The 25,001-nt window shown below is 71.1% G+C and carries 26 protein-coding genes; 19 read left to right on the top strand and 7 right to left on the bottom strand.

The genetic code is table 11. The features are described from left to right. Positions 1-4: 4 nt before the first annotated feature. The 4 genes from V2J52_RS01505 to V2J52_RS01520 all read right to left on the bottom strand — a co-directional run bounded on the left by V2J52_RS01505 (position 5) and on the right by V2J52_RS01520 (position 3,778). A complete protein-coding gene (locus V2J52_RS01505; protein WP_331225888.1) occupies positions 5-679 on the bottom strand; it encodes an alpha-ketoglutarate-dependent dioxygenase AlkB family protein in 675 nt (224 codons plus the stop codon). Next, positions 676-1,293 (bottom strand): methylated-DNA--[protein]-cysteine S-methyltransferase, encoded by a 618-nt coding sequence (locus tag V2J52_RS01510; protein ID WP_331225889.1) that lies wholly within the window; start codon positions 1,291-1,293, stop codon positions 676-678. Before V2J52_RS01510 ends, V2J52_RS01505 begins: the two co-directional genes overlap by 4 nt. Further along, positions 1,290-1,778: an RNA polymerase sigma factor gene (locus V2J52_RS01515; protein WP_331225890.1), complete on the bottom strand. Its 489-nt coding sequence runs from the start codon at positions 1,776-1,778 to the stop codon at positions 1,290-1,292. The genes V2J52_RS01510 and V2J52_RS01515 overlap by 4 nt, the downstream gene beginning before the upstream one ends. A gap of 485 nt (positions 1,779-2,263) precedes the next feature. Beyond that, entirely contained in the window at positions 2,264-3,778 is a 1,515-nt protein-coding gene (locus tag V2J52_RS01520; RefSeq protein WP_331225891.1) for an ATP-dependent DNA ligase, read from the bottom strand. A gap of 259 nt (positions 3,779-4,037) precedes the next feature. Between V2J52_RS01520 and V2J52_RS01525 the strand changes: the two genes are divergently transcribed. Genes V2J52_RS01525 through V2J52_RS01535 form a run of 3 tightly spaced genes read left to right on the top strand, consistent with a single transcriptional unit; the run spans position 4,038 to position 5,903 of the window. Further along, the gene (locus V2J52_RS01525; protein ID WP_331226473.1) at positions 4,038-4,646 is read left to right on the top strand and encodes a GyrI-like domain-containing protein; all 609 of its coding nucleotides are present in this window, start codon (positions 4,038-4,040) and stop codon (positions 4,644-4,646) included. A gap of 46 nt (positions 4,647-4,692) precedes the next feature. Next, positions 4,693-5,304: a class I SAM-dependent methyltransferase gene (locus V2J52_RS01530; RefSeq protein WP_331225892.1), complete on the top strand. Its 612-nt coding sequence runs from the start codon at positions 4,693-4,695 to the stop codon at positions 5,302-5,304. A 29-nt stretch (positions 5,305-5,333) separates the two neighbouring features. Next, positions 5,334-5,903, top strand: a complete 570-nt coding sequence (locus tag V2J52_RS01535) for a GNAT family N-acetyltransferase (RefSeq protein WP_331225893.1) — start codon at positions 5,334-5,336, stop codon at positions 5,901-5,903. On the opposite strand, the gene V2J52_RS01540 is transcribed toward V2J52_RS01535, so the two are convergent. Continuing rightward, positions 5,900-6,625, bottom strand: coding sequence for a competence/damage-inducible protein A (locus tag V2J52_RS01540; protein WP_331225894.1), 726 nt, complete (start codon positions 6,623-6,625; stop codon positions 5,900-5,902). The two genes, V2J52_RS01535 and V2J52_RS01540, sit on opposite strands and share 4 nt — an antisense overlap. A gap of 66 nt (positions 6,626-6,691) precedes the next feature. Here V2J52_RS01540 and V2J52_RS01545 point away from each other — a divergent pair, with 66 nt between their 5' ends. From V2J52_RS01545 to V2J52_RS01565, 5 genes are all read left to right on the top strand, one after another. Beyond that, the gene (locus V2J52_RS01545; protein ID WP_331225895.1) at positions 6,692-7,948 is read left to right on the top strand and encodes a pyridoxal phosphate-dependent aminotransferase; all 1,257 of its coding nucleotides are present in this window, start codon (positions 6,692-6,694) and stop codon (positions 7,946-7,948) included. Between the two features lie 115 nt (positions 7,949-8,063). Beyond that, entirely contained in the window at positions 8,064-9,053 is a 990-nt protein-coding gene (gene nrdF / locus V2J52_RS01550; RefSeq protein WP_331225896.1) for a class 1b ribonucleoside-diphosphate reductase subunit beta, read from the top strand. Positions 9,054-9,807: 754 nt separating this feature from the next. Next, entirely contained in the window at positions 9,808-10,038 is a 231-nt protein-coding gene (locus V2J52_RS01555; protein ID WP_331225897.1) for a hypothetical protein, read from the top strand. A 10-nt stretch (positions 10,039-10,048) separates the two neighbouring features. Next, positions 10,049-10,321 carry a hypothetical protein gene (locus V2J52_RS01560; protein ID WP_331225898.1) on the top strand — a complete coding sequence of 91 codons (273 nt, stop codon included), beginning with the start codon at positions 10,049-10,051 and terminating at the stop codon, positions 10,319-10,321. A gap of 239 nt (positions 10,322-10,560) precedes the next feature. Further along, positions 10,561-11,226, top strand: coding sequence for a DNA alkylation repair protein (locus V2J52_RS01565; protein WP_331225899.1), 666 nt, complete (start codon positions 10,561-10,563; stop codon positions 11,224-11,226). Positions 11,227-11,232: 6 nt separating this feature from the next. Here V2J52_RS01565 and V2J52_RS01570 read toward each other — a convergent pair whose 3' ends face one another. Beyond that, positions 11,233-11,607 (bottom strand): ArsR/SmtB family transcription factor, encoded by a 375-nt coding sequence (locus V2J52_RS01570; protein WP_331225900.1) that lies wholly within the window; start codon positions 11,605-11,607, stop codon positions 11,233-11,235. Between the two features lie 115 nt (positions 11,608-11,722). On the opposite strand from V2J52_RS01570, the gene V2J52_RS01575 reads away from it, so the two are divergent. From V2J52_RS01575 to V2J52_RS01615, 9 genes are all read left to right on the top strand, one after another. Continuing rightward, on the top strand, positions 11,723-13,135 hold the full coding sequence (locus V2J52_RS01575; RefSeq protein WP_331225901.1) for an FAD-dependent oxidoreductase: 1,413 nt from the start codon (positions 11,723-11,725) through the stop codon (positions 13,133-13,135). Then, positions 13,129-14,568, top strand: a complete 1,440-nt coding sequence (locus V2J52_RS01580) for an arsenic transporter (protein ID WP_331225902.1) — start codon at positions 13,129-13,131, stop codon at positions 14,566-14,568. Before V2J52_RS01575 ends, V2J52_RS01580 begins: the two co-directional genes overlap by 7 nt. Positions 14,569-14,616: 48 nt before the next feature. Beyond that, positions 14,617-15,291 (top strand): arsenate reductase/protein-tyrosine-phosphatase family protein, encoded by a 675-nt coding sequence (locus tag V2J52_RS01585; RefSeq protein ID WP_331225903.1) that lies wholly within the window; start codon positions 14,617-14,619, stop codon positions 15,289-15,291. A 10-nt stretch (positions 15,292-15,301) separates the two neighbouring features. Then, complete coding sequence (locus V2J52_RS01590; protein ID WP_331225904.1) at positions 15,302-15,712, top strand: arsenate reductase ArsC; 411 nt, start codon at positions 15,302-15,304, stop codon at positions 15,710-15,712. Positions 15,713-15,717: 5 nt separating this feature from the next. Beyond that, positions 15,718-16,770 carry a thioredoxin-disulfide reductase gene (gene trxB, locus V2J52_RS01595; RefSeq protein ID WP_331225905.1) on the top strand — a complete coding sequence of 351 codons (1,053 nt, stop codon included), beginning with the start codon at positions 15,718-15,720 and terminating at the stop codon, positions 16,768-16,770. Between the two features lie 133 nt (positions 16,771-16,903). After that, entirely contained in the window at positions 16,904-18,502 is a 1,599-nt protein-coding gene (locus V2J52_RS01600; protein WP_331225906.1) for a peptide chain release factor 3, read from the top strand. Then, positions 18,499-19,203, top strand: coding sequence for an AzlC family ABC transporter permease (locus V2J52_RS01605; RefSeq protein WP_331225907.1), 705 nt, complete (start codon positions 18,499-18,501; stop codon positions 19,201-19,203). The genes V2J52_RS01600 and V2J52_RS01605 overlap by 4 nt, the downstream gene beginning before the upstream one ends. Then, positions 19,196-19,528 (top strand): branched-chain amino acid transporter permease, encoded by a 333-nt coding sequence (locus V2J52_RS01610; RefSeq protein ID WP_331225908.1) that lies wholly within the window; start codon positions 19,196-19,198, stop codon positions 19,526-19,528. Before V2J52_RS01605 ends, V2J52_RS01610 begins: the two co-directional genes overlap by 8 nt. Before the next feature lie 12 nt (positions 19,529-19,540). Further along, entirely contained in the window at positions 19,541-20,155 is a 615-nt protein-coding gene (locus V2J52_RS01615; protein WP_491062094.1) for a P-loop NTPase family protein, read from the top strand. Between the two features lie 28 nt (positions 20,156-20,183). On the opposite strand, the gene V2J52_RS01620 is transcribed toward V2J52_RS01615, so the two are convergent. Further along, positions 20,184-20,729 (bottom strand): TetR/AcrR family transcriptional regulator, encoded by a 546-nt coding sequence (locus V2J52_RS01620; protein ID WP_331225910.1) that lies wholly within the window; start codon positions 20,727-20,729, stop codon positions 20,184-20,186. A gap of 105 nt (positions 20,730-20,834) precedes the next feature. On the opposite strand from V2J52_RS01620, the gene V2J52_RS01625 reads away from it, so the two are divergent. Together V2J52_RS01625 and V2J52_RS01630 are read left to right on the top strand one after the other, a co-directional pair. Next, the gene (locus V2J52_RS01625; protein ID WP_331225911.1) at positions 20,835-22,349 is read left to right on the top strand and encodes an MFS transporter; all 1,515 of its coding nucleotides are present in this window, start codon (positions 20,835-20,837) and stop codon (positions 22,347-22,349) included. A gap of 268 nt (positions 22,350-22,617) precedes the next feature. Then, positions 22,618-24,783, top strand: coding sequence for a DEAD/DEAH box helicase (locus V2J52_RS01630; RefSeq protein ID WP_331225912.1), 2,166 nt, complete (start codon positions 22,618-22,620; stop codon positions 24,781-24,783). Positions 24,784-25,001 lie beyond the last annotated feature (218 nt).

A 25,001-nucleotide genomic window follows, 5' to 3' on the forward strand; every position in this document is an offset into this window, starting at 1 on the left:
CTGATCAGCCGTCGAGGCCGGTGACCCGCATGGTGATGTTGATACGTCCGGCAGGCAGGCCGCAACCCGCCGGTGCGGTCCCCGGGAACACCTTCGGGACTCCGTGGTAGGCGAGCCGGGAGGCGCCGCCGAAGACGAAGAGGTCACCCGACTGCAGGTCGACGTCCTGGTAGGGGCGGCCGCGGGTCTCGGTGTTGCCGAACCGGAACCGGCAGGTGTCGCCGATCGACAGCGAGACGACCGGAGCGAGCGAGCGCTCGTCCCGGTCCTGGTGCATGCCCATCCGGGCGTCGCCGTCGTAGTAGTTCACCAGCGCCGTGTCGGGGGTGTAGTCGTCACCGGCCCGCGGGTCGCCGCTGGCCGCGAGGGCGCTGCGGCCCAGGCGGGCCATCCAGTCGGGGAAGTCGAGCACCCGGTTGCCGTTCACGTCCACCGCCTCGCGGGTGTACGCGTAGGGCCGCCAGTGCCAGCCGAGGCAGACCGTCTGCACGCTCATCTCGTGCCCGCGGACCTTCGCGGCGCGGATCGGGACGGGGCCCTCGACCCACTCCCGGAAGCGGGCCACGATCCACCGCTGCTGCTCCAGCGTGAGCCAGCCCGGCACGTGGTGCGCGCCTGGCGGCAGCTCGGGCGCCGGGCGCCCGAGCACGTCGTCGCCGAAGAGTGCGTCGGTGGTCATGCCGCCCGCTCGAGCGTCAGCAGCGCCCGCTTGGCATCGAGGCCGCCGAGGTACCCGCCGAGGCTGCCGTCGGTGCGCAGCACCCGGTGGCAGGGGACGACGACTGGCAGCGGGTTGGTCGCGCAGGCGGTACCGACCGCGCGGACGGCGCCCGGGTTGCCGACGAGCTTGGCGACCTCCTTGTAGGTCCGAGTGTGCCCGTAGCCGATGCCGGGCAGGTAGCGCTGCACGGTCTGCCGGAAGCCGGCGGACAGTGCGTGGTCCAGCGGCACGTCGAAGGCGTGCCGGGCGCCGGCGAAGTACTCCTCGAGCTCCCGGGCGACGGCGTCGAGCCGGCTCGGCGCCTCGAGCACCCGCGGGCTGATCCTCGCGGCGAGGGACTCGAGCACCTGGTCGAAGCCCTCACTCTCGAACGCGACCCGGACGAGCCCGGTGGCGGTGGCGGCGAGCAGCAGCGGGCCGATGGGGGAGTCGACGGTGCGGTAGCCGACGTCGAGCATCCCCTCCTGCTCGGCGCTCGCGGCCAGCCGGGCGTGGAGCGTGGCAATGTCTGTCTCGGAGACGGGGAACCGGGCGGCGGTCTCGTCCGCTGCGACGTTGTCGATGGTGGTCATCGGGCTGCTCCTTCCGGTGTCTGGTAGGTCAGGCGAAGGCTCTTGAGGCCGTCCGCGGCGGCCCGGCGGACGGCGTCCGCGGTGCCGCCGATGAGCTCAGCGGTCTCGGTGTGGGGGAGCCCGCCGAAGTAGTGGTAGGCGACGGCCAGGCGCTGACGCTCGGGCAGCGCGGCGACGGTGTGCCACAGCGCCCAGCCCTCGACGTCAGGGTTGCCGTGCGGTGTCGCTCGGTCGGGGAGGTCGCCGGTGGGCACGGCGTGCCGCGAGCGGCTCCTCAGGATGTCGATCGTCTTGCGCTGCGCCACCCGCACCAGCCAGGCCTCCACGTTCGTCTGCTCCGGCAGGTCGGGCCACGCCCGCAGCGCGGCGAGGAACGTCTCCGACCAGGCGTCGTCGGCGTCCGCCCCGGGGCCGAGCGCGGCGCGGCACACCCGCAGCACGGTCGGCCCGTGGCGTCGCACGGCCTGCTCGAACGGTTGCTTCATGGTCATCACACGGTAGACGCGTCGGGCGGGCGGAACGTGAGGTGGGGATGGGGCGGGCGGCTGGACACGGCAAACGGTAGATCCGTGCCCGGAGAACGAGCATCGATGAGGCTCGCTGCAGGAGGGTGGTTGACGTGGTCCTCGACGACGACCGATTCGAGACTGCCGGCGGACCTGTGTCACCTTCCCAGGCGCCGATCCGTGGAACTATCCTTCCTCAAGTGCAGCCGCCCTGACGGTAAGGCCAGACACGGGTTGGGTTCCCCTCGCTGGGGGCCTGAGAAGGTCAGGAAGTAGACCCCGGTCTGGCGCCGCCCCGCTTTGCGTCGGATCGGCCGGATTCGCTAGGTGAATACCCAGGCGATATGCCGCATTTTGCGGATCGTCGACGCCCGAGTTTGCCTCACTTGCGCCTATCGCGGGTGAGTCGTCGAGCCGGACCACGGCGCGGACCGTGAGGTATGCCCAGGTCGGGTGACGTCAGTTTATGGGAGCAGGTCACGTATCGCGTCAATGGTGTCCGCTTCCGCCGAGGTCTTGTCGTCGCGGTAGCGCAGCACCCGGGCGAAGCGCAGCGCCATCCCGCCGGGGTGCCGGGTGGAGCGCTGCACGCCGTCGAACGCGACCTCGACCACCTGCTCCGGCCGAACATGGACGACGTGACCCTCGCGGTGCGTCTCCAGCGCGAGGAAGCGCTCGGTCTGCCAGGCGAGCATCTCGTCGGTCATTCCTTTGAAGGTCTTGCCCAGCATCATGAAGCCGTCGTCGGCGCGGGCGCCGAGGTGGATGTTCGACAGCATGCCTTGCCGGCGGCCGCTGCCCCACTCGACGGCGAGCACCACCAGGTCCAGGGTGTGCCGGGGCTTGACCTTCACCCACGCCGAGCCACGCCGTCCGGCGTCGTACGGGCTCGCGAGGCTCTTGACGACGAGCCCCTCGTGGCCGGCGGCGAGCATCTCGGCGAACAGGTCCTGGACCACCGCCGGGTCGTCGGTGATCCGGCGGGGAACGAGGGACGCCGCGGGCACCACCCGCTCGAGCGCGGCGAACCGGTCGGCGGCGGGGGAGTCGATGAGGTCCTCACCGTCGAGGTGGAGCAGGTCGAAGAAGTACGACGTCAGCGGAACCGACCCGCGCAGCGCGGCGCCGTCGCGGCTCATCGTGCGCGACCCCGTCTCCTGGAACGGGCGGGGGCGGCCGTCGGGACCGAGCGCGATCACCTCGCCGTCGAGCACCAGCGCCCGCGGTTCGAGCGTTCGCACCAGCTCGACGACCTCGGGGAGCCGGTCGGTGATGTCGTCGAGCGAGCGGGTGAAGACGGTGACGTCGTCGCCCGCGCGGTGCACCTGGATCCGGATGCCGTCGATCTTGCCGTCGGCGGCGACCGGCAGCCCGACCTTCTCCAGCGCGCCGGCGAGGTCCGGCGCCGCGGCGGCGAGCATGGGACGTACCGGCCGGCCGACCTCCAGCCGGAACTGCTCGAGCGCCGCGACGCCACCGGTGAGTGCGGCGTGGGCGATGGGGCCGGTGAGCGCGCTGAACATGGCGGCCCGGCGGACCGCCGCCACCGGCACGTCAGCGGCCTCGGCAACGGCGTCGAGCAGCAGCGAGTCGAGCGCACCTTGCCGCAGCTCGCCGAGGATGAGCCCGCGCAGGAACTGCTGCTCGGCGGTGGTCGCGGCACCGAGCAGCGCGGCGACGGCGCCGGCTCGGGCTGCTTGCGAGCCGGCGCCCGCGAGCCGGCTGAGCTCCTCGAGCGCGTCGTCAACGGCGGCCGGCGTCAGCGTCGCCGCCGCGGCGGAGGGTGGCACCTCGGCCAGGCTGCGCCAGCCGACGCCGGTGCGCCGCTGCCGCGGTCGGCCCGAGAGGTAACCGGCGACGATCCCCACCTCGTCGGCACCGGCCGCCCGGAGCAGGTCGGCGAGCAACGCCCGCTTGGCCAGGCGCGAGCGGGTGGCCGCAACGGCGGCGGAGGTCTCGACCACGTCGGCGAGGAGCACACGCAGATTCTTGCAGGCCGGCCGGGCGACCGCGCCCGGAGGGACGGACCGGTCCGCGCGCGTTGCGGTCCGGGGAGCTTTCGTCAGGCATGGTCGGACGGAACTGCCCCGTTGGTTAGGGAGGCCGCGGGTGGCTGGAGCTCAGCGCGCGTGGCACCTAGCGGGTAACTTGCGTCAGGCGTAGTCCGACGGAACTCACCCGATGGTGGGCCGGGCGGGAGTGCATGCGGAGCCGGACGGCAGCAGGGGAGCAGCAGCGATGGTGGAGAAGGTCGACCTCAAGAAGGAGCTCGACAGCTTTCGCGCGAAGCAGGGTGAGCTGCGGATCATCACGGTGCCCGACCGGCGCTACCTCATGGTCGACGGCGAGGGGGACCCGAACACGTCACCGGCCTTCACCGCGGCGATCGAGGCGCTCTACCCGGTCGCCTACCGGCTGAAGTTCGCCAGCAAGCGCGAGCTCGGCCGCGACTACGTCGTCCCGCCGCTCGAGGGGCTGTGGTGGGCCGAGGACATGGCCTCCTTCACCACGGCCCGGGACAAGGCGCAGTGGTCGTGGACGCTGATGATCATGGTGCCGGACTGGATCGAGGAGGCCATCACCGTCGCGTCCATCGGCGAGGCGGGCGCGGTGCGGCTGGCCACGCTGTCCGAGGGCCAGTGCGTCCAGACCCTGCACGTCGGGTCGTTCGACGACGAGGCGCCCGTGCTCGAGCGGATGCACCACGAGTTCATCCCCGGCAACGGCCTGCGGATGGTCGGCCGGCACCACGAGATCTACCTCAGCGACTTCCGGCGGGTGGCACCGGAGCGGCGGCGCACCATCCTGCGGCAGCCGGTCGTGCCGGACGACACGTCCGCCGGATAGGTGCCAAGCCTTTCTCCGCGACCTGGATCGGTGCCAGGGTGTGGGCATGGGATCTGAGCACTTCGACGCCAAGGCCGCCGACTGGGACCGCGACGAGCAGAAGGTGCTCCGCGCGAACGAGGTCGCCGAGGCGGTGGCAGCCGCCGTGCCGCTCGAGCCGCATCTGCGCGTCCTCGAGTACGGAGCCGGCACCGGCCTGGTGACGCAGGCGCTCGTCGGGCGGGTCGGACCGGTGACGCTGGCGGACAACTCCGCGGGAATGCGCGGCGTCATCGAGCAGAAGATGGCCGCCGGCGTGCTGCCCGGCGCGCGGGTGTGGGACCTGGACCTGGAGACCCAACCCGCGCCGGACGAGCGGTTCGACCTCGTCGTCACCTCGCTCGTCATGCACCACATCCACGCGCTCGACCTCGTGCTGTCCCGGTTCGCCGCACTGCTCGAGCCGGGCGGGTACCTGTGCATCGCTGACCTCGATAGCGAGGACGGCTCATTCCACCAGCACGACTTCGGCGGCCACGAGGGGTTCGACCGGGCCGCATTGGCCGCGCAGCTGAGCGCCGCCGGGTTCGTCGGCGTGTCCGTCGAGGACTGCACCGAGCTGGACCGCGACGGCGTCACCTACTCGGTGTTCCTGGCCGTCGGCCGGCGAGGCGCCTGACCCACCCGGGTCCTGATGAGGAGCGACCGATGACCATCAATGTCCGTCCCGCGATCGAGCTCGACGACGTCCGCACCATGGTCGGGCCCAAGCGGCCTGACGCCAACGTCTGCTGGTGCCTGAGCTACCGCATCCCGTCGAAGGAGAACGTCGCGCTGCGCGGTCCCGAGCGCGGGGAACGGGTTGCCCAGCTCGTCCGGCAGGACCCACCGCCGGGTGTGCTCGCCTACGACGGCGACGACGTCGTCGGCTGGGCCGCGGCCCACCCGCGGCGCGACACCAACTTTGCCCGCAACCGCAAGATCCCGCACGTCGACGACCTCGACGTGTGGTCGGTGTGGTGCATCCGCGTCCGCCCCGGGCACCGCGGGAAGGGGATCTCCCACGACCTGCTCGCCGGCGCGGTCGCGTTCGCCCGCAGTCACGGCGCACCGGCGATCGAGGGGTACCCGGTGGACAACGGCGGCGAGAAGGTGGACCTGACCATGGCTTACGTGGGCACCCGGGCGCTGTTCGAGCGGGCCGGCTTCACCAAGGCTGCGGAGACCACCTCGGTGCTCAACGGCTTCCCGCGGGTGCTCATGCGGCTCGCGCTCTAGAGCGACGCCCGGATCGCCTCGAGCCGGGCTACCGCTTCATCGATGAGGGCGAGGTCGGTGCCCCGCACAACGATGTTGGTGCCGCGGACGTCGCCGTCGCGGAACGGGTAGGAGCCGATGCTCAGCTGCGGCATCTCCTCGGCGAGTGCCCGCAGCGGGGTGGCGACCCGGCCCTCGCCCACGTCGAACCGCACCTCGCGCGAGTGCACCGGGGCGCCGGCGGCGAGGGTGGGCAGCACGACGTCGAGCATCGCGACGAAGATGCTCGGCACGCCCGCGAGCACGTGGACGTTGCCGATGCTGAAGCCGGGCGCGCCGGAGACGCCGTTGACGATGAGCGCGGCGCCGTCGGGGATGCGCGCCATCCGCAGCTGGTCGGTGGTGACGGCGGATCCCCGCCGGGCCAGCGCCTCCTCGAGGAGCGCCCGGGCGTCGGCACGCACGTCGATGCCGACGTCGAAGGCCGCGGCGACGGCGTCGGCGGTGATGTCGTCGTGGGTGGGCCCGATGCCGCCGGAGGTGAACACGTGGGTGTACGCCGCCCGGAGCGCATTGAGGGCGTCGACGATAACGTCGTGGGTGTCGGGCACGACCCGGATCTCACGCAGGTCGATGCCGACGCTGCCGAGCTCGCCGGCGAGGTGGTAGGCGTTCGCGTCGCGGGTGCGTCCGGAGAGGATCTCGTCACCGATGACGAGGATGGCGGCGGTGGGGTTGGGCATGGTCCTAGCGTGCCGTTGCCGCGGCGCGGGCACAATCAGGGGCCGCTGGATGGCCACGGTGGCACGATGGGGGCTGGCCCTCGAGCACCAGGAGGAAGATCTGCCGTGAAGGTGTCCGCCCGTTCCGCCGTCCCGCCGTTCCAGGTGATGTCGATCCTCGACCGCGTCGCCGAGCTGCGCGACCAGGGCCGCGACATCATCTCGCTGTGCGCCGGTGAACCGGCCGGTGGTGCCCCGCAGCAGGTCCGGTCGCTGGCGTCGAGCACCCACGCGTCGAGCAGCGCGCTGGGTTACACCAGCGCCCTCGGACTGCGGGAGGTGCGCGAGGAGATCAGCGGCCACTACCGCCGCTGGTACGGCCTTGAGGTGCCGCCGGAGCGCGTCGCCGTCACCACCGGTTCGTCGGGCGCGTTCCTGCTCACCTTCCTCGCCGCGTTCGACCCGGGCGACGTCGTCGTGCTCGCGCGTCCCGGCTACCCGGCCTACCGCAACATCCTCCAGACGCTGGGGTGCGCGGTCGTGGAGGTGGCGTGCGGCGCCGAGGTCGGGTTCCAGCCGACGCCGGAACTGCTCGACGCCGTGCTCGCCGAGCACGGGACGGTCGCCGGACTGGTGATCGCCTCGCCGGCCAACCCCACCGGCACGATGATCGACCGCGAGCGGCTGACCGCGCTGGCCCGCTGGTGCGCGGCGAACGAAGTCCGACTGGTAAGCGACGAGATCTACCACGGCATCACCTACCCCACCGATCCGCAGGCGCCAGATGCACGCGGCGTCTGCGCCTGGGACATCGCCGAGGCCGCGCCGTCGTCGGTGGTGGTCTCCTCGTTCTCGAAGTACTGGGGGATGACCGGCTGGCGGCTCGGCTGGGCGCTGCTGCCCGAGGATCTCTTCGGCGCGGTGGACGCGCTCGCCGGGAACGTCGCGCTGTGCCCGCCGGCGCCCGCCCAGTTCGCCGCGCTCGGCGCGTTCTCCGAGGTGACCTACGCCGAGGCCGATGCCCGGGTCGCCGGGCTCGCCCAGACCCGCCGGGTGCTGCTCGACCGGGTCCCCGAGCTCGGCTGGGGCCCGGTGGCCCCGGCCGACGGCGCGTTCTACCTTTACGCGGGGCTGGGGGACCAGCTCGGCCCGCACAAGTCGTCCCTCGAGTGGTGCGCCGACCTGCTGGAGACCGCCGGCGTCGCCGTCGTGCCCGGGGTGGATTTCGACGGTGTGCATGGTCACGGGTACGTGCGGCTGTCCTTCGCCGCCGGTGCGGACGCCGTCGACGAGGCCGTCCGCCGCATCCTGCGGTTCCAGCAGCGCCTGACGAGGGTGGGCTAGCCTCGGAGCAGACCGGCACCGCGCGCGAACCGACGGTTCCGCAGCGTGCCGCTGCTCACCTCACGGCGACCCACCGACAGGAAGGACCAGGGCACCGCGCTGCCCGCACCACTCCATGACTACGACGACGTCGACACTCAAGCAGGACCTCATCAGCCCGCTCCACGCGATCAACTGGAACAAGGTCGAGGACCCCAAGGATGCCGAGGTCTGGGACCGGCTCACCACCAACTTCTGGCTGCCCGAGAAGATCCCGCTGTCCAACGACATCCAGTCGTGGGCCACCTTCACCGAGGCCGAGAAGCGGATGACCACCCGGGTGCTCACCGGGCTCACGCTGCTCGACACCATCCAGGGCACCCGCGGCGCGGTCAGCCTCATCCCGGACGTGCTCACCCCCCACGAGGAGGCGGTGCTGTCCAACCTCGTGTTCATGGAGCAGGTCCACGCCAAGTCGTACTCCGCGATCTTCTCCACGCTGCTGTCCACCACCGAGATCGACGAGGCGTTCGCGTGGTCGGTCGAGAACGAGGCGCTGCAGCGTAAGGCGCAGACGATCGTGGCCCACTACGAGGGCGACGACCCGCAGAAGCGCAAGATCGCCTCGGTGATGCTCGAGTCGTTCCTCTTCTACTCCGGCTTCTACGCCCCGATGTACTGGTCCTCCCGGGCGCAGCTGACCAACACCGCCGACCTCATCCGGCTGATCATCCGTGACGAGGCCATCCACGGCTACTACATCGGGTACAAGTACCAGAAGAACCTCGAGCTGGACACGCCGCAGCGCCAGGCCGAGCTCAAGGCGTACTCCTACCAGATGCTCGAGGAGCTCTACGAGGTCGAGGAAGAGTACACCCGCGACCTGTACGATCCGCTGGGGCTGACCGAGGACGTCATGGCGTTCCTGCGCTACAACGGCAACAAGTCGCTGATGAACCTCGGCTACGAGCCGCTGTTTCCCAGCGAGACGACGAACGTCAACCCGGCGATCCTCGCGGCGCTGAGCCCCAACGCCGACGAGAACCACGACTTCTTCTCCGGCTCCGGCTCGAGCTACGTCATGGGCAAGGCCGTCGACACCGAGGATGACGACTGGGACTTCTGACCGGTCGCTGGCGTGCCGGGGAGACCGGCACGCCAGCGACCCCCGTGAAGTGGCAACGAAGTGGACGGACGTGAGAGCGAAGGTGGCGGAGTGCCAACAACTGATGCCGCCGCGGCGCCCGAGCCGTTGTTGAGCACTGAACCCTGCTTTCGCTCAGCGCGTGTGGATGTCGGAGCTCGGTGGAACCTTGGACGTTACGCGAAGTGATGACGTTCCTCAGCCCGAGCACGCCCAGCGTTTGCGGCACTCCACGAGGGTCTCGGGAACCCACGGGACGCCTTTCATGGGCTGGTGCGCTGGGCACACCCGCAACGCCGCCTCGGAAACTCGCTCCGTGATCTGGAGCCGTCGACACTCTGGCCTACCGCTTAGCGTTCTTCGGCGTTGGCACCTCACCGGAAGTCGCGATGTCGTCAATGCTTGCGCCACTTTCGGCCGCATGTCGAACAGCCTTACCGAGGGACGCTGCATCCTCCAGCGCTGGCGGGTCTGACATGAGCCGTCTGCGAGCTGAAAGCTCGTCGAGCGCGGCTTGCGCATCCATCAGGTCAGGTTACCCCTTCGCTCCGGCAAGCACGGTCGGGCCCCACGACCGGCCGTCTGCACCGCGAGGCGCAGAAGCCCGGGACCGTTGCGATGGGGACACCCTGCGCAACAGATCCGTTGCAGAGGGCTGGCCCCAGTGCAACGTGGTCCGCAGTTGGGAAGCCGCAGCGACCTTCCTTCGCCGGCTGAGACAAGGTATGTTGTCTACGTGCGGATCGGCAAGCCGGCGTGGAAACATGGAGTCGCAGAGACCGACATCCGGCACGCGCTGCGTAACGCGGTCCGTCGTATCGTCATGGACGAGGATCTGACCATGCTGATCGGCCCCGCAACTGACGGGACGCTGCTGGAGGTCGGGGTCCTCGATCTGGATGGGGACGACGCCGTGGTCATCCACGCCATGATCCTCCGGCGTAAGTTCCGACAGGTCCTGAGATGAGGTGAGCAGAGTGCGACACAGTGACGAGCAGATCGAGCGGGCCGCGCAGCGATTCGAGCGACTGGCTGACGAGCTAAATCCGGCCAGCGTCGAGGCCGAGCACATCGATGACCTGCGGTCGGTCGCTACCGCAGCAGAGGCGGTCAGGGCAGATGAGGCGCAGTTGCGGGACGCCGTCGAGGCGGCTCGAGCGCACGGTCGATCCTGGAATGAGATCGCTCTGGCGTTGGGCGTGTCCCGTCAAGCCGCTCGGCAGAGGTTCGCTGACAAAGTTGGCACCTGAGGGCAGTCGTCTCGCTCTGACGGTGGCCGAGGCGCGTCACGGCCGGCCAGCGACTGTGGTGGCTGATCGTCGTCCTTTGCTTCCGGTCGTCGGACCGGTCGCCTGGTTCGCGGTCGGCGCGCGCGAAGCCGGGGACTTTCAGACTGAACGGCGGTCCCGACGCGCCCTTCGGCGGGTACGCCCGACGTGGGACGTCCGTCGTAGGCTGATTCCTCACGCGCGAGACAGGAGCCCTTGAGATGGCTGGGACGACGGTGGCCGACGTGATGGCCGAGCTGGCCGAGCTCGAGGACCCACGGGCCCGCGCGGTGAACGAGCGCCACGGCGACGACCACGGGGTGAACCTCGGCAAGCTGCGCGCCCTCGCGAAACGGCTGAAGACCCAGCAGGAGCTGGCCCAGGAGCTCTGGGCGACGGACGACACGGCGGCGCGGCTGCTGGCGCTCCTCGTCTGCCGGCCGAAGGCCTTCGGCCGCGACGAGCTGGACACCATGCTCCGCGAGTCGCGTGTGCCGAAGGTGCACGGCTGGCTGGTGAACTACGTGGTGAAGAAGAGCCCGTACGCCGAGGAGCTGCGGCTCGCATGGTTGGCGGACCCGGACCCGGTCGTCGCCAGCGCCGGGTGGGCGCTGACCACCGCGCGCGTCCGCAAGCAGCCGGACGGCCTCGACCTCTCCGGGCTGCTCGACGTGATCGAGGCGCAGATGAAGGACGCCCCGGACCGGCTGCAGTGGGCGATGAACGAGTGCCTCAGCCAGATCGGCATCGAGCACCCCGAGCACCGTGCTCGCGCCATCGACATCGGCGAGCGGCTGGAGGTCCTCAAGGACTACCCGACCCCGCCCAACTGCACGTCCCCGTTCGCGCCCACCTGGATCGCCGAGATGGTGCGCCGCCAGCAGTAGCGCGCCCTAGCAGCAGTCGGACTTGACGTTCTCGCGGTGCTGGGTGCGAAGCACGCCGCCGAGGGCGTCGAGCGCGGTGGGGACGACGGTGTAGTACGCCCACCTGCCGCGCTTCTCACGGGTGAGCAGGCCCGCCTCGGTGAGCACCTTGAGGTGGTGGGAAACGGTCGGTTGTGAGAGATCGACCGGCTCGGTGAGGTCGCAGACGCACGCCTCGCCACCCTCGTGCGCGGCGATGAGGGACAGAAGGCGCAGTCGCGCCGGGTCGGCCAGCGCCTTGAATATGCCGGCCAGCCGCTGAGCATCGGTGAGGGGGAGCGGCTCGCGCGTGAGGGGCGCGCAGCAGGCGGCGTCGGTCGGGACGTCCACGGGTGTCGACATTGCCCTAGTATCGCTCACGCATTGACGACTGTCGATGGGACATGCCACTCTGATGCGCGTCACATCGACAACTATCAATGCGTCAGGCTCCTCGCTGGCGCAGGCAAGGATCGCGATGTCCTCGACCACGGCACAGTCCTCGTTACCAGTCATCGTCATCGGGGCCGGCCCGGTCGGGCTGGCCGCCGCTGCCCACCTGCTCGAGCGTGGTCTGCACCCCCTCGTGCTCGAGGCGGGGCCGTCGGTCGCTGCCGCGGTGCGGCAGTGGGGCCACGTGAGGCTGTTCTCGCCGTGGCGGTTCAACGTCGACGCCGCGGCGCGGCGCCTGCTGGTGGCAGAGGAGTGGACCGAGCCGGCCGCCAACCAGCTGCCGACCGGTGGCGAGCTCGTGGCCGAGTATCTCGAACCGCTAGCACAGGCCGCTGCCCTGTGCGACCGGATCATCACCGGAGCCCGGGTCGTCGCGCTCAGCCGCGACGGGCTCGACAAGACCTACACCCGGGGCCGCGGCGACCGGCCGTTCCTCGTCCGTGCACTGGTCGACGGGCAGCTCGTCGACCACCGCGCACGGGCGGTGATCGACGCCTCCGGCACCTGGGCCCAGGCCAACCCGCTGGGCACCTCAGGGCTGCCCGCTCCCGGCGAGGCCGAGGCGGCGCCATACCTGCTCGGACCGTTGCCGGACGTGCTCGGACGTGACCGGGGCCGAGCGGCCGGCAAGCACGTCGCCGTCGTCGGGGCCGGCCACTCGGCGGTCAACACCCTACTGGCGCTGAGCCGGCTGCGCCGCAGCGAGCCGACCACCCGGATCAGCTGGCTGGTGCGCGCCTCCTCGGCCGCCCGGGCCTACGGCGGCGGCGATGCCGACGGGCTGCCCGCCCGCGGCGCGCTCGGTGCCCAGCTGCGAGAGGCGGTGGCCGCCGGCGAAGTCGAGCTGCTGCTCTCCACGTCGATCACGGCGCTCCACCCGGCGGCCGACCGTCTCGAGCTGACCGTCGCCACCCGGGACGGTGAACGCCGCCTGGCGGTGGACGCCCTCGCCGGCGCCACCGGGTTCCGGCCCGACCTGGCGATGCTGCGCGAGCTGCGGCTGGACCTGGACCCCGGCGTGGAGGCCCCCAGCCGGCTGGCCCCGCTCATCGACCCGGAGTCCCACTCCTGTGGCACGGTCCCTGCGCACGGCGCGGACCTGCTCGCCCACCCGGAGGAGAACTTCTTCATCGCCGGCATGAAGTCCTACGGCCGCGCCCCGACGTTCCTGCTCGCCACCGGCTACGAGCAGGTCCGCTCGATCGCCGCGCACCTCGCCGGCGACACCGCCGCCGCACTGCGGGTCGAGCTGGAGCTGCCGGAAACTGGCGTGTGCTCAACCGCCCTGCCTGTCATCGACGCCGACGGCACCGCGACCATCGCCGACGCTGTGGCTGCTGACTGCTGCGGTGCTCCGGAGCCCCGGCTCATCGGCTTCCCGACCGGTTTCGCCCACGGGCGCGACGCGCTCGCTCGCCCAGGGGTAGCCAGGTGCTGATCGCCGTCGCGATCTTCGTCGCCACCCTGGTGCTGGTGATCTGGCAGCCTCGCGGCCTGGGCATCGGCTGGAGCGCGCTGGGTGGCGCCGTCGTCGCCCTCGTCGCCGGGGTGGTGCAGTTGAGCGACATCCCGGTGGTCTGGGACATCGTGTGGAACGCGACGTTGACGTTCGTCGCGGTCATCATCATCTGCTCGATCCTCGACGAGGCCGGCTTCTTCGAGTGGTCCGCGCTGCACGTGGCGAGGTGGGCGCGCGGCAGCGGCAGTGCGCTGTTCAACCTCATCGTGGTGCTCGGTGCGGCGGTCGCGGCGCTGTTCGCCAACGACGGTGCGGCACTGGTGATGACGCCGATCGTGTTCCAGATGATCGTGGCGCTGAAGTTCAAGCCCACGGTGGCGTTCGGGCTGGTTATCGCGACCGGGTTCATCGCCGACACCGCCAGCCTGCCCTTCGTGGTCTCCAACCTCGTGAACATCGTCATCGCTGACTACTTCGGCATCGGCTTCGCGCGCTACGCCCTGGTGATGGTGCCGGTCGCGCTGGTCTCCATCGCAGCAAGCCTGATCGTGCTCCGACTGTTCTTCCGCAAGTCGATCCCGGGCCGCTACGACGTGTCGGCCCTACGTCGGCCGTCTGACGCAGTGGCCGACCCGACGACGTTCCGCGCCGGCGTCGTCGTGCTGGTTGCGCTGCTGGTGGGCTACTTCGCGGCCGACGCGATCGGGGTGCCGGTCGCCGTGGTCGCCTTGCTGTGCGCGGTGGTCCTTGCCCTCGTCGCGGCCCGTCAGCCGCGGGCACTGTTCCGCCGGCTGGCCGCCCGGCAGCGGCCGTCAGCCGCCGACGGCGTCCCGGTGCCCGTCTCGGCGACCGGCAGCTCGGTGGCGACCCGGGGTGGCACCGCGCCGATCCGCACGACGACGATGACGGCGGCCGAGCCCACCATCGCCGTCTGGTCGGTGGTGAGGTCGGCCCCGTGGCAGATCGTGCTGTTCAGCCTGGGGATGTACCTCGTGGTCTACGGGCTGCGCAACGAGGGGCTGACCGACCACCTGGGGCAGCTGCTGGCGAACGTGGCGGAGCACGGCGGCCTCGCCACCGCCGCCGGCACCGGCTTCCTGGTGGCCGGGATGTCCTCGGTGATGAACAACATGCCCACCACGCTCATCGCCGCCCTGGGTATCGAGGCGTCCGGCGCCACCGGGTTGACGCAGCAGATGATGGCCTACGCCGCCGTCATCGGCGCCGACCTGGGGCCGAAGATCACCCCGATCGGCAGCCTGGCGACCCTGCTGTGGCTCTCGGTGCTCGACCGCAAGGGCATGCACATCGGCTGGGGCACCTACTTCAAGGTCGGCATCGTGCTGACCATCCCGGTGCTCGCCGTCACGCTGCTCGCACTGGCCGGCTGGCTCACCCTCCTTGGTGCCTGACTCTCGGCAGGGTTGACATCCGCTGGTCGCTCAGCGACCATTGAGTCAATGAATACTGATGGGAATGACGTGGAGGGGCGGGCGCGACTGCACGCCGCGCTGGCCGACCCGGCTCGGCTGCGCATCGTGGACGTGCTGGCCCTGGGTGACGCCTCGCCCTCCGAGCTCGCCGAGATCCTCGCTGCGCCGTCGAACCTGGTCGCCCACCACCTCGGGGTGCTCGAGCGCGAGGGTATCGTCAGCCGCAAGAAGTCCGAGGCCGACCGGCGACGCAACTACGTCCAGCTGGTGCCCGGCGCGCTCGACCACCTCGCACCGCGCGACCAGCGCGCGGTGGCGCGGGTGGTGTTCGTCTGCACCCGCAACTCCGCCCGCTCCCACCTCGCGGCGGCCCTGTGGCGCCGCGCGAGCGAGGTGCCGGCGACCTCGGCGGGCACCCACCCGGCCGACCGGATCAACCCCGCGGCGCTCGACGTGGCCCGCCGTCATCGGCTCGCCCTGCCGCGGGTAGCACCCCGGCACGTGAACGAGGTGGTGGGGGAGGGGGACCTGCTCATCAGTGTCTGCGACAGCGCGCACGAGGAGCTCATGCTGCCCATCGACATCCACTGGTCGGTGCCGGATCCCGTCACCAGTGGTCACGCCGAGTCCTTTGACGAGGCCCTGCACGAACTCACCCGCAGGGTCGCGACTCTCGCCCCTCGCCTGTCCCTCACCAACTGAAGGAGCCCCCATGTCTGATCGCCCCAGCGTCATGTTCGTCTGCGTCCACAACGCCGGCCGGTCCCAGATGGCCGCCGGCTTCATGACCGCGCTGTCCGGCGGGCAGGTGGAGGTCCGCTCCGCCGGGTCCGCGCCGGCCGACCAGATCAACCAAGTCGCGGTGGAGGCGATGAAGGAGCTCGGCATCGACATCACCGCGAACAAGCCGAAGATCCTCACTCCCGACGCCGTGGAGGCCTCCGACGTCGTCATCACCATGGGCTGCGGCGACGTCTGCCCGTTCTTCCCCGGGGTCCGCTACGAGGACTGGGAGCTGACCGACCCGGCCGGCCAGGGCATCGAGACGGTCCGCCAGGTGCGCGACGACATCCGCGGGCGGATCGAGGCGCTCCTCGCCGACCTCGTCCCCGCGAAGGCGTGACCGCGATGATCAACCTCACCGGTCTGACCAATCTGACCAATCTGACCGCCACGGCCGAGCAGACCGACCCCGGCCTTGTGCACGAGGCCGTCATCGTCGGCTCCGGCCCGGCCGGCTACACCGCGGCCATCTACGCCGCCCGCGCCAACCTGGCACCCGTCATCATCGCCGGCGCTGTCACCGCCGGTGGCGCGCTGATGAACACGACCGAGGTCGAGAACTTTCCCGGCTTCCCCGAGGGCATCATGGGTCCAGAGCTCATGGAGAAGATGCGGGAGCAGGCCGAGAAGTTCGGCGCCACCGTCATCTACGACGACGCCACATCGGTCGACCTCACGGGTGACGTCAAGACGGTGACCACCGGCGAGGGCACCACCTATCGGGCGCGGTCGGTGATCCTGGCCAACGGCTCGGCCTACCGGGAGCTCGGGCTGGACCGGGAGAGTGAACTGACCGGTCGCGGGGTGTCCTACTGCGCCACGTGTGACGGCTTCTTCTTCCGCGAGCAGCACATCGTCGTGGTCGGCGGCGGCGACAGCGCGATCGAGGAGGCCACCTTCCTCACCAAGTTCGCCGCCAAAGTCACCCTTGTGCACCGGCGGGACGAGTTGCGCGCCTCCAAGATCATGGCTGACCGGGCCTTCGCCAACCCCACGATCGAGTTCGCCTGGAACAGCGAGATCGCCGCCCTCCACGGCGACGAGAAGCTCACCGGCGTCACCCTACGGGACACGCAGACCGGCGAAGAGCGGGCGCTGGACGTCACCGGCGTGTTCGTCGCCGTCGGGCACGTGCCACGCACCGAGATGCTCACCGACCAGGTCGACCTCGACGAGAACGGCTACATCGTCGTTGGCTCCCCGAGCACCATGACGAACCTGCCGGGGGTGTTCGCCTGCGGCGACGCAGTGGATCACACCTACCGGCAGGCGATCACCGCAGCTGGTACAGGTTGCGCGGCCGCGTTGGACGCCGAGCGCTACCTCGCCGCCCTCGGCGAGGCCGCGGAGCCGGCGCAGGAAGCCTCGCAGACGCCGCAGGGGGCCGTCCTCGTGTGAGGCCGGAGCGGCCGCGACCACGCAGGCCGACTCCGGCGCCGTGCGGGAATCGACATCGACCTCACCGCCGAAGAAGTCGACGCGCAGCCAGGGGTAGAGTAGTGAGTTCGGCGAAGTCGGAGTGTGGCAGCAGGTGGCAAGGCAGTTCGAGAGTGACGCGGGCAACGGATCCGCAGGCGTAGCAGCGCATCGTCGTACCTTCGCGGTGATCAGCCACCCGGATGCCGGCAAGTCGACGCTGACCGAGGCGCTGGCGCTGCACGCGCGGGCAATCGGCGAGGCCGGCCACGTGCACGGCAAGGCCGGCCGCAGCGCCACGGTCTCGGACTGGATGGAGATGGAGCAGTCCCGCGGGATCTCGATCTCCTCCGCGGTGCTGCAGCTGAACTACCGCGGCACCGTGCTGAACCTGGTGGACACCCCCGGGCATGCCGACTTCTCCGAGGACACCTACCGGGTGCTGACGGCGGTCGACGCGGTGATCATGCTCGTCGACGCCGCCAAGGGGCTCGAGCGGCAGACGATGAAGCTGTTCGCGGTGTGCCGGCACCGGGGCATCCCGATCATCACGGTGGTCAACAAGTGGGACCGCCCGGGCAAGGACCCGCTCGAGCTGATGGACGAGATCGCCGAGCGCACCGGGCTGACACCCACCCCGCTGACCTGGCCGGTGGGCATCGCCGGAGACTTCCGGGGCGTCCTCGAGCGGGACACCGGTGACTATGTCGCCTTCACTCCCACCGCGGGCGGGGCGCGGGTCGCTCCCGAGGAGCGGATGTCCGGCGCCGAGGCGATGACGCGGGTGGGGGACCCGTGGCACACGGCGGCGGAGGAGTCCCAGCTGCTGGCGGCCACCGGGGCCGAGCACGACCAGAGCACCTTCTTGGCCGGCATCTCCACCCCGGTGCTGTTCGCCGCCGCGGTCCGCAACTTCGGCGTGAGCCGGTTGCTCGACGTCCTCGTCGACCTGGCCCCGGCACCCGGGCCGCGCGCTGACCATGACGGCGCGCCGCGTGCGCTGGACGCACCGTTCAGCGCCTTCGTGTTCAAGCTGCAGGCGGGCATGGACACCGCGCACCGTGACCGGCTGGCCTACATCCGGATCTGCTCCGGCGTGTTCGAACGGGGCATGGTGGTGACCACCGCCCGCACCGGACGCCCGTTCGCGACCAAGTACGCCCAGCAGACGTTCGGCCGGGACCGCAGCCTCGCCGACGTGGCCTACCCAGGTGACGTCGTCGGCCTGGTCAACGCCCTGGCGCTGCGCATCGGCGACACCCTGTACGACGGCCCGGCGGTGCAGTTCCCGTCGCTGCCGACGTTCGCCCCCGAGCACTTCGCGGTGGCCCGCGCGTTGGACGCCGGCCGGTACAAGCAGTTCCGTCGCGGCATCGACCAGCTCGAGGCGGAGGGCGTCGTCCAGGTGCTGCGCTCGGACCTGCGTGGTGACCAGGCGCCGGTGCTGGCCGCGGTCGGGCCGTTGCAGTTCGAGGTCGCCGAGCACCGGATGGCCGAGGAGTTCGGTTCACCGGTGCACCTCGAGCAGCTGACCTACACGCTGGCGCAGCGGACCACCGCCACCTGGGCGGCGGTGCTGGACCGGGAGTGGGGCATCGAGGTGCTCCAGCGTGGTGACGGGGAACGACTGGCGCTCTTCCCGGACGAGTGGCGGATGCGATCGATCCAACGCGCCCACCCCGGGGTGGTGCTGGAGTCGCTGGTGGCGGCGTGAGCCGAGGGCACCAACGCCGGCCCGTCTCGGAGGAGGTGTGGCTCGGCTGGCGGACCGTCATGCCGGCCTGCCTCGCCGTCCTCCCGCTCGGTCTCGCGCTCGGTGTGCTCGTCGTGCAGTCGGGCCTCGCCTGGTGGTGGGGCCCGGTGTTCGCCGCCGTCGTCCTCGCCGGCTCCCTCGAGTTCCTGCTGGTCGGCATGGTGGCCGCCGTCGCCCCGCTGACCCAGATCGCGGTGAGCACGCTCCTGGTGAACTTCCGCCACGTGTTCTACGCCCTCTCCTTCCCGCTCCACCGGATCCACGGCCGCGCCGCCAAGGCCTACAGCACCTTCGCGCTGACCGACGAGGCGTACGCGCTGACCGCCACCCCGCGGGCTACCGGCTGGAGCCGCACCCGCATCCTCAGCGTGCAGGTGCTCTTCCACCTCGCCTGGGTGGCCAGCGTGGCGATCGGCACCGCGCTGGGCGCGCTGGTACCGCCGCAGGTCGTGGGACTCGACTTCGCCGTCACCGCGTTGTTCGTCGTGCTCGGCATCGACGCGTACCGCATCCGCCGGTCCCTGCCCCTGCCGGTGCTCGCGCTCGGCTGCGCCCTGGCGGCGGCACTGGTCACCCCCAACGACATGCTCCTTTCCGCGATGGGGCTGTTCATCGGGGCCCTCGTCGCCTCCTACCTGGTCACCAGGCGCCGACGTGCCTGACCCCTGGTACATCGCGGCCGCGGTGCTCATCGCCGCCGGCATCACGTGGACGTTGCGGGCGGTCCCGTTCGCGTTGCTGCGGCCGCTGCGCGACAGCGAGCTGCTGGCCTACGTAGGGGAGCGGATGCCGGTCGGCGTCATGGTCATCCTCGCGGCGTACACGTTGATGGACGTCCAGCCTGCCGTCCTCACCTCCGCCGGGCCGGCGGTCGCCGCGCTCGCCGTCACCATCGGGCTCCACCTCTGGCGACGCAACGCGATCCTCAGCATCTTCGCGGGAACCGCCGTCTTCACCGCGATCTCCTCTGCGGTCAACGTGCTCTGACGCGCCAGTAGCATGCGTCGGGTGCTCCGCCACGACGACCCGCTGCCGCACCGGCCCCGCCGAGTGGTCGTCGCGGGCGTCTCCGGTGCCGGCAAGACGTCGCTCGCGCGGCGGCTAGCGCCGGTGCTTGACGCGCCCCACACCGAGATCGACGCGCTGTTCCACGGTCGCGGCTGGGCCCCTCGCGAGCAGTTCCTCGACGACGTGCGCACGCTCGTGGCCCGCGACGCCTGGACCACCGAGTGGCAGTACCGCCCCGCGCGGCCGATCCTCACCGCACGGGCAGACCTGCTCGTGTGGCTCGACCTGCCGTTCGCCACGGTGACGTTGCCCCGCTTGGTCCGCCGCACGATCCGGCGCCGGCTGCGCCGCGAGGTGCTGTGGAACGGCAACGTCGAACCACCCCTGTGGACGTTACTCACCGACCCTGAGCACGTCGTCCGCTGGGCGATCGCGACGCGGCACAAGGACCGGGAGCGCATCCCGCAGCTCACCACGCGGTTCCCCCGGCTGACGATCGTGCGGCTACGGACCCCGCGCGACGTCGAGCGGTGGGTCGCCGGGCCGCTGGCTGACCACTGGGCGCCTGCCACTGGGGAGCCGCGCCCCCTACGGTGGAGGGCGTGAGCCAGCGTGCCCGCGCGACCTTCGTGGACTACCTCGTGGCCTGCTCCTTGAGCAGCTCGACGACGCCGAGGAGCTCGGCGAGATCCTCAGGCGCCGTCGCGTCGGTGACCCCCGGTGTGCCGCCGGCGAGCGCGGCGTTGTAGTACAGGCCGTCGCCGAGCAGCAGGATCGCCCGGGCGACCGCCCGGTCACCCACCTCGGCGGCGATGAGCTCGTACCAGTCCTGCTGGAGCCGGCGCATCGCCTCGCTGGCCGCCGGGTTCGCGTCCTGCACCAGCCGGGCAGTCGCGACCAGCGCCCGGTCGAGGGCGGAGCCCTGGTAGGCGGAGGTGCCGACGTAGTAGGCCGAGGGGCCCTGTTCGGCGCACGCCATCCGGGCCACGTCCTGCTGGGCGAGCTCGGTGAGCCGCTCGACCAGCCCGTCGACGAGCGCGTCCTTCGACCGGAAGTGGTAGAGCAGACCACCCTTGGAGACCGCGGCGAGGGCCGCGACGGCGTCCATGGTCGCCGCCCGCTCACCCTCGGCGATGAGGATCTGCTCGAAGGCGTCCAGGAGGTTCTCGCGGGTCGACATGTGTGAAGGCTAACGTTCCCGGACTGTACCGTCCAGACGGTGTACTATCTCCTCCGGCGCCCGGGTGACCCGGCGCCGTCGACCTCAGCCGTAGTGGAGCCACGCATGACCGCCCGACCGACCATCGAGACGCCCGTCCGCACGCCCCGCCGGTGGGCCGCCCTCGTCGTGCTCATGCTGCCGGTGCTCCTCGTCGCGGTGGACAACACAGTGCTGAGCTTCGCCGTCCCATCGATCTCGGAGTCGCTGCGCCCGCGGGGGACCGAGCTGCTGTGGATCGTGGACATCTACCCCCTGGTGCTCGCCGGTCTGCTGGTGCCGATGGGCAGCCTCGGAGACCGGATCGGCCGCCGGCGCCTGCTGCTCATCGGCAGCACCGGCTTCACCGTGGTCTCCGCGCTGGCCGCCTTTGCGCCGAGCGCCGCGATGCTCATCGGCGCGCGGGCCACCCTCGGCTTCTTCGGCGCAATGCTCATGCCGGCCACGCTGTCGCTGATCCGCAACATCTTCACCGACCCCACCGAGCGCCGGACGGCGATCGCGATCTGGGCGGCCGGGTTCTCCGGCGGTGCGGCGCTGGGCCCGGTGGCCGGCGGTTTTCTGCTCGAGCACTTCTGGTGGGGCTCGGTCTTCCTCATGGCGGTCCCGGTCCTCGTGCCGCTCCTCGTGCTCGGGCCGTTCCTCATCCCCGAGTCCCGCGACCCGGCGCCCGGGCCGGTCGACCCGGTGAGCATCGTGCTGTCGATCGCCACGATGGCCCCGCTGGTCTACGGCATCAAGTCCGTCGCTGAGTCGGGTCTCGACGGCGAGGTGCTGCTCCTCGCCGTCGTCGGCCTGCTCGCCGGCACCATGTTCGTCCGGCGGCAGCTCCGGCGCCGCGAGCCGATGCTCGACGTTCGGCTGTTCACCAACCCGGTGTTCAGCGGCGCGGTCACCGCCAACCTGCTGAGCGTGTTCTCCCTCGTCGGCTTCCTGTTCTTCATCCCCCAGCACCTCCAGCTCGTCAGCGGTCGCGGGGCGATGGAGTCCGGCCTGCTGCTCGTCCCCGGCCTGGCCGTGACGGTGCTGGCAGGTCTCGCGGTGGTGCCGATCGTGCGACGGGTGCGACCGGCCGTCGTGGTCACCTGCGGGCTGCTCCTCAACGCCGCCGGCTACGTCGTCGTCCTCGTCTCCGGCACCTCGGGCTCCGACCTCGGGCTCCTCGTGGCCTTCATGGTGCTCGGCGCCGGGGTGGGCGCCGCGGAGACCATCTCCAACGACCTCATCCTGTCCTCCGTCCCGGCGACGCGGGCCGGGTCGGCCTCGGCGATCTCGGAGACCGCCTACGAGCTCGGTGCGGTGCTGGGCACCGCGGTGCTCGGCAGCATCCTCACCGCCACCTATCGCAGCAACGTCGTCGTGCCCGACGGGCTGCCGGCGGCCGACGCGCAGGCCGCCGGCGAGACCCTCGGCGGCGCCACCGAGGTGGCCGGCGGGCTGCCGAGCGACGTCGCGGGCGCCCTGCTGGACTCCGCCCGCCACGCCTTCGACTCCGGCGTGGTCATCACCTCGACCATCGGAGTGGTGCTCATGGTGCTGGCGGCTGGCATCGCCCGGCGCACGCTGCGCGACGCCCGGTGAGGCGCCCACCGGTTGTCCACCGGGCCGGCCGGCGGGGCAATGGCCCGCAACACAGCCGATGACGTGCCGAAACGCCACGACGTAGGGGTAGGATCGACCTGCCCGTCGCGGTGACCGTCGTGAGAGATCGACCTGATCACGGTCCCGCTGCAGCAGCAGCGCACGTCGAGGACGTGCCCATCGGGGCCGGACCTTTGACGTCCGTCTTCTTCGCTGCGCACGGGTTCGCGTTCGTCGCGAGACAGGTCATCGACCCGAGGAGAAGTCTGTGGCTCGAGGAGCCCAGCGTCAGGCCGGCGCTCGCCGTCCTGCTACGCGTACCAAGCGTCGGCCCGCCCGCGAGGACAACGAGGGCATCATCCCCGTCCTCGCGCAGGTGGTTCGAGAGGTCGAGGGCGCGGTCCAGCGCGGCCGTGCCAAGCCGTCGACCCGCACCAAGTTCCAGGTCGTCGCGCTCCTCGTCCGCGAGGAGCGCGCCCGGCTCAAGGCCGACGAGGAGGTCCCCGACGCCAAGCGTGCCCAGGAGCTCAAGCGGCTCGACGGCATCGCCCAGATCCTGGCGATGACCGCCGCGCGTGACACCTCGCTGCTCGCGCTCCTCGCCGACGACGCCGTCATCTCGACGGCGTCCCGCGAGCTGCGTCGCGAGATGCTCGAAGACGCCGGGATCGAGGTGCCGGCCGAGCCGGTCGACCGGCCTGTCTCCGTCTCCGCCTCTGCCTCCACCCCGTCGGCCGCCGCCGCCGCGCCGGAGCAGCGCCAGGTGGTGCCGCAGTCGGTCATCGCCCGGCAGCTGGCCAACCCGTTCCTCGAGCCGGACTACTCCGGGGTGGGCAAGCCCAAGGCGGTGCCGCGCCGGCTGGCCGGCTGGGAGCTCATCGGGCCGCTGCTGCGCTCCTTCGAGCAGGGCGGGACGTCCTCGTGCATGGCGCTGCCCGACGCCGACGAGGCCCCGGTGCGGGCCGACCTCGAGCTCATGCCGCACCAGGCCGAGCTGGTGGCGGCTGCCGCGCAGGGCCACCGCACCTTCCTGCTCGCCGACGAGCCCGGCCTCGGCAAGACCGCGCAGGCGCTGCTGGCCGCGCAGGCCGCCGACGCCTACCCGTTGCTCGTCGTCGTGCCTAACGTCGTCAAGACGAACTGGGCCCGGGAGACCGAGCGCTGGACCCCGAACCGCACGGCGACCGTCGTCCACGGCGACGGTGAGACCGTCGACGGCTTCGCCGACGTGATGATCGTGAACTACGAGATCCTCGACCGGCACGTCGGCTGGCTCGCATCGCTCGGCTTCCGCGGGATGGTCGTCGACGAGGCGCACTACATCAAGAACAAGAAGTCGCAGCGCTCCCGGCACGTCCTCGAGCTGTCCGAGCGGATCCGGGCCAGGATGTCCCGGCCGCTGCTCATGGCGCTCACCGGCACGCCGCTCATCAACGACATCGAGGACTTCACCGCGATCTGGGAGTTCCTCGGCTGGATCGACGAGGCGAAGCCGCTCGGCGACCTCATGCTCTCGCTCGAGGAGATCGGGCTCACGCCGGCGGACCCGGGCTTCTACCCGGCGGCGCGGTCGAGCGTCATCGAGCAGGGCATCGTGCGCCGCCGCAAGGTCGACGTCGCCGCCGACCTGCCGGCACGCCGCGTGGCCGACGTGTTCGTCGAGCTCGACGGTGAGGCCGGGCGATCGATCCGGGCCGCCGAGCAGGAGCTCGCCCGCCGTCTCGTCGCCCGCTACGAGCGGGTCCTCGAGGCCAAGCACGCCGACGTCTACGCCGGCATCGACCACGAGCTCGTCCGCCAGGTGGCCGTCTGGGAGCGGGGCGCCACCGCGGAGAAGTCCGGCGACAACGTCTTCACCATGATGCGCCGCATCGGCCAGGCGAAGTCCGGGCTGGCCGCCGACTACGCCGCCCAGCTCGTGCGCAACGTCGGCAAGGTCGTCTTCTTCGCCAAGCACGTGGACGTCATGGACGCCGCCGAGGAGTCCTTCGCCGCCCGCGGCTTCCAGGTCGCCTCGATCCGTGGCGACCAGACCGCCAGCGTGCGCCAGCGCAACATCGACGCGTTCACCAACGACCCCGACGTGTCCGTCGCGGTCTGCTCGCTCACCGCGGCCGGCGTGGGGCTCAACCTCCAGGTGGCGTCGAACATGGTGCTCGCGGAGCTGTCGTGGACCGACGCCGAGCAGACCCAGGCCATCGACCGGATCCACCGGATCGGGCAGGCCGAGCCGGTGACGGCGTGGCGGATCATCGCTGCGCAGACCCTCGACACGCGGATCGCGGAGCTCATCGGCAGCAAGGCCGGCCTCGCCGCCCGCGCGCTCGACGGGTCCGACGAGGACATCGACGCCGGTATCGACGTCCAGCTCGAGGCGCTGGTCGCGCTCCTCACCGACGCACTGTCCGGCGACCCCAGCGGCGCCCGCGGCTGACCGAGGGGCACGGCACCGCGGGCGTCGTGCCCCTTCGGGCAGTCGAGCGCGCGCTGGCGAGCGGCTGTACCTGGTGCCAGCGGGCCGCAGTCTCGCACCGGCCGTCTCGCGCCGCGATCTTCTCAAGCGCTCGCTGTAGCCGCTGACCTGGGGGATGGTCAGCGGCCTCGGCCTCTAGGTGCCTGACACCACGCTCGGGATCTCCGGCGCCGTCGGGC

The sequence above is a fragment of the Georgenia sunbinii genome (assembly GCF_036421875.1).
Classification (GTDB): domain Bacteria; phylum Actinomycetota; class Actinomycetes; order Actinomycetales; family Actinomycetaceae; genus Georgenia_B; species Georgenia_B sunbinii.

Bases quoted from the DNA above. Each gene is read 5' to 3' on its own strand.
- V2J52_RS01505 (WP_331225888.1), bottom strand. From the start codon at position 679: ATGACCACCGACGCACTCTTCGGCGACGACGTGCTCGGGCGCCCGGCG.
- V2J52_RS01510 (WP_331225889.1), bottom strand. From the start codon at position 1,293: ATGACCACCATCGACAACGTCGCAGCGGACGAGACCGCCGCCCGGTTC.
- V2J52_RS01515 (WP_331225890.1), bottom strand. From the start codon at position 1,778: ATGAAGCAACCGTTCGAGCAGGCCGTGCGACGCCACGGGCCGACCGTG.
- V2J52_RS01525 (WP_331226473.1), top strand. From the start codon at position 4,038: ATGGTGGAGAAGGTCGACCTCAAGAAGGAGCTCGACAGCTTTCGCGCG.
- V2J52_RS01530 (WP_331225892.1), top strand. From the start codon at position 4,693: ATGGGATCTGAGCACTTCGACGCCAAGGCCGCCGACTGGGACCGCGAC.
- V2J52_RS01535 (WP_331225893.1), top strand. From the start codon at position 5,334: ATGACCATCAATGTCCGTCCCGCGATCGAGCTCGACGACGTCCGCACC.
- V2J52_RS01540 (WP_331225894.1), bottom strand. From the start codon at position 6,625: ATGCCCAACCCCACCGCCGCCATCCTCGTCATCGGTGACGAGATCCTC.
- V2J52_RS01545 (WP_331225895.1), top strand. From the start codon at position 6,692: ATGGGGGCTGGCCCTCGAGCACCAGGAGGAAGATCTGCCGTGAAGGTG.
- nrdF (WP_331225896.1), top strand. From the start codon at position 8,064: ATGACTACGACGACGTCGACACTCAAGCAGGACCTCATCAGCCCGCTC.
- V2J52_RS01565 (WP_331225899.1), top strand. From the start codon at position 10,561: ATGGCTGGGACGACGGTGGCCGACGTGATGGCCGAGCTGGCCGAGCTC.
- V2J52_RS01570 (WP_331225900.1), bottom strand. From the start codon at position 11,607: ATGTCGACACCCGTGGACGTCCCGACCGACGCCGCCTGCTGCGCGCCC.
- V2J52_RS01575 (WP_331225901.1), top strand. From the start codon at position 11,723: ATGTCCTCGACCACGGCACAGTCCTCGTTACCAGTCATCGTCATCGGG.
- V2J52_RS01585 (WP_331225903.1), top strand. From the start codon at position 14,617: ATGAATACTGATGGGAATGACGTGGAGGGGCGGGCGCGACTGCACGCC.
- V2J52_RS01590 (WP_331225904.1), top strand. From the start codon at position 15,302: ATGTCTGATCGCCCCAGCGTCATGTTCGTCTGCGTCCACAACGCCGGC.
- trxB (WP_331225905.1), top strand. From the start codon at position 15,718: ATGATCAACCTCACCGGTCTGACCAATCTGACCAATCTGACCGCCACG.
- V2J52_RS01615 (WP_491062094.1), top strand. From the start codon at position 19,541: ATGCGTCGGGTGCTCCGCCACGACGACCCGCTGCCGCACCGGCCCCGC.
- V2J52_RS01620 (WP_331225910.1), bottom strand. From the start codon at position 20,729: ATGTCGACCCGCGAGAACCTCCTGGACGCCTTCGAGCAGATCCTCATC.
- V2J52_RS01625 (WP_331225911.1), top strand. From the start codon at position 20,835: ATGACCGCCCGACCGACCATCGAGACGCCCGTCCGCACGCCCCGCCGG.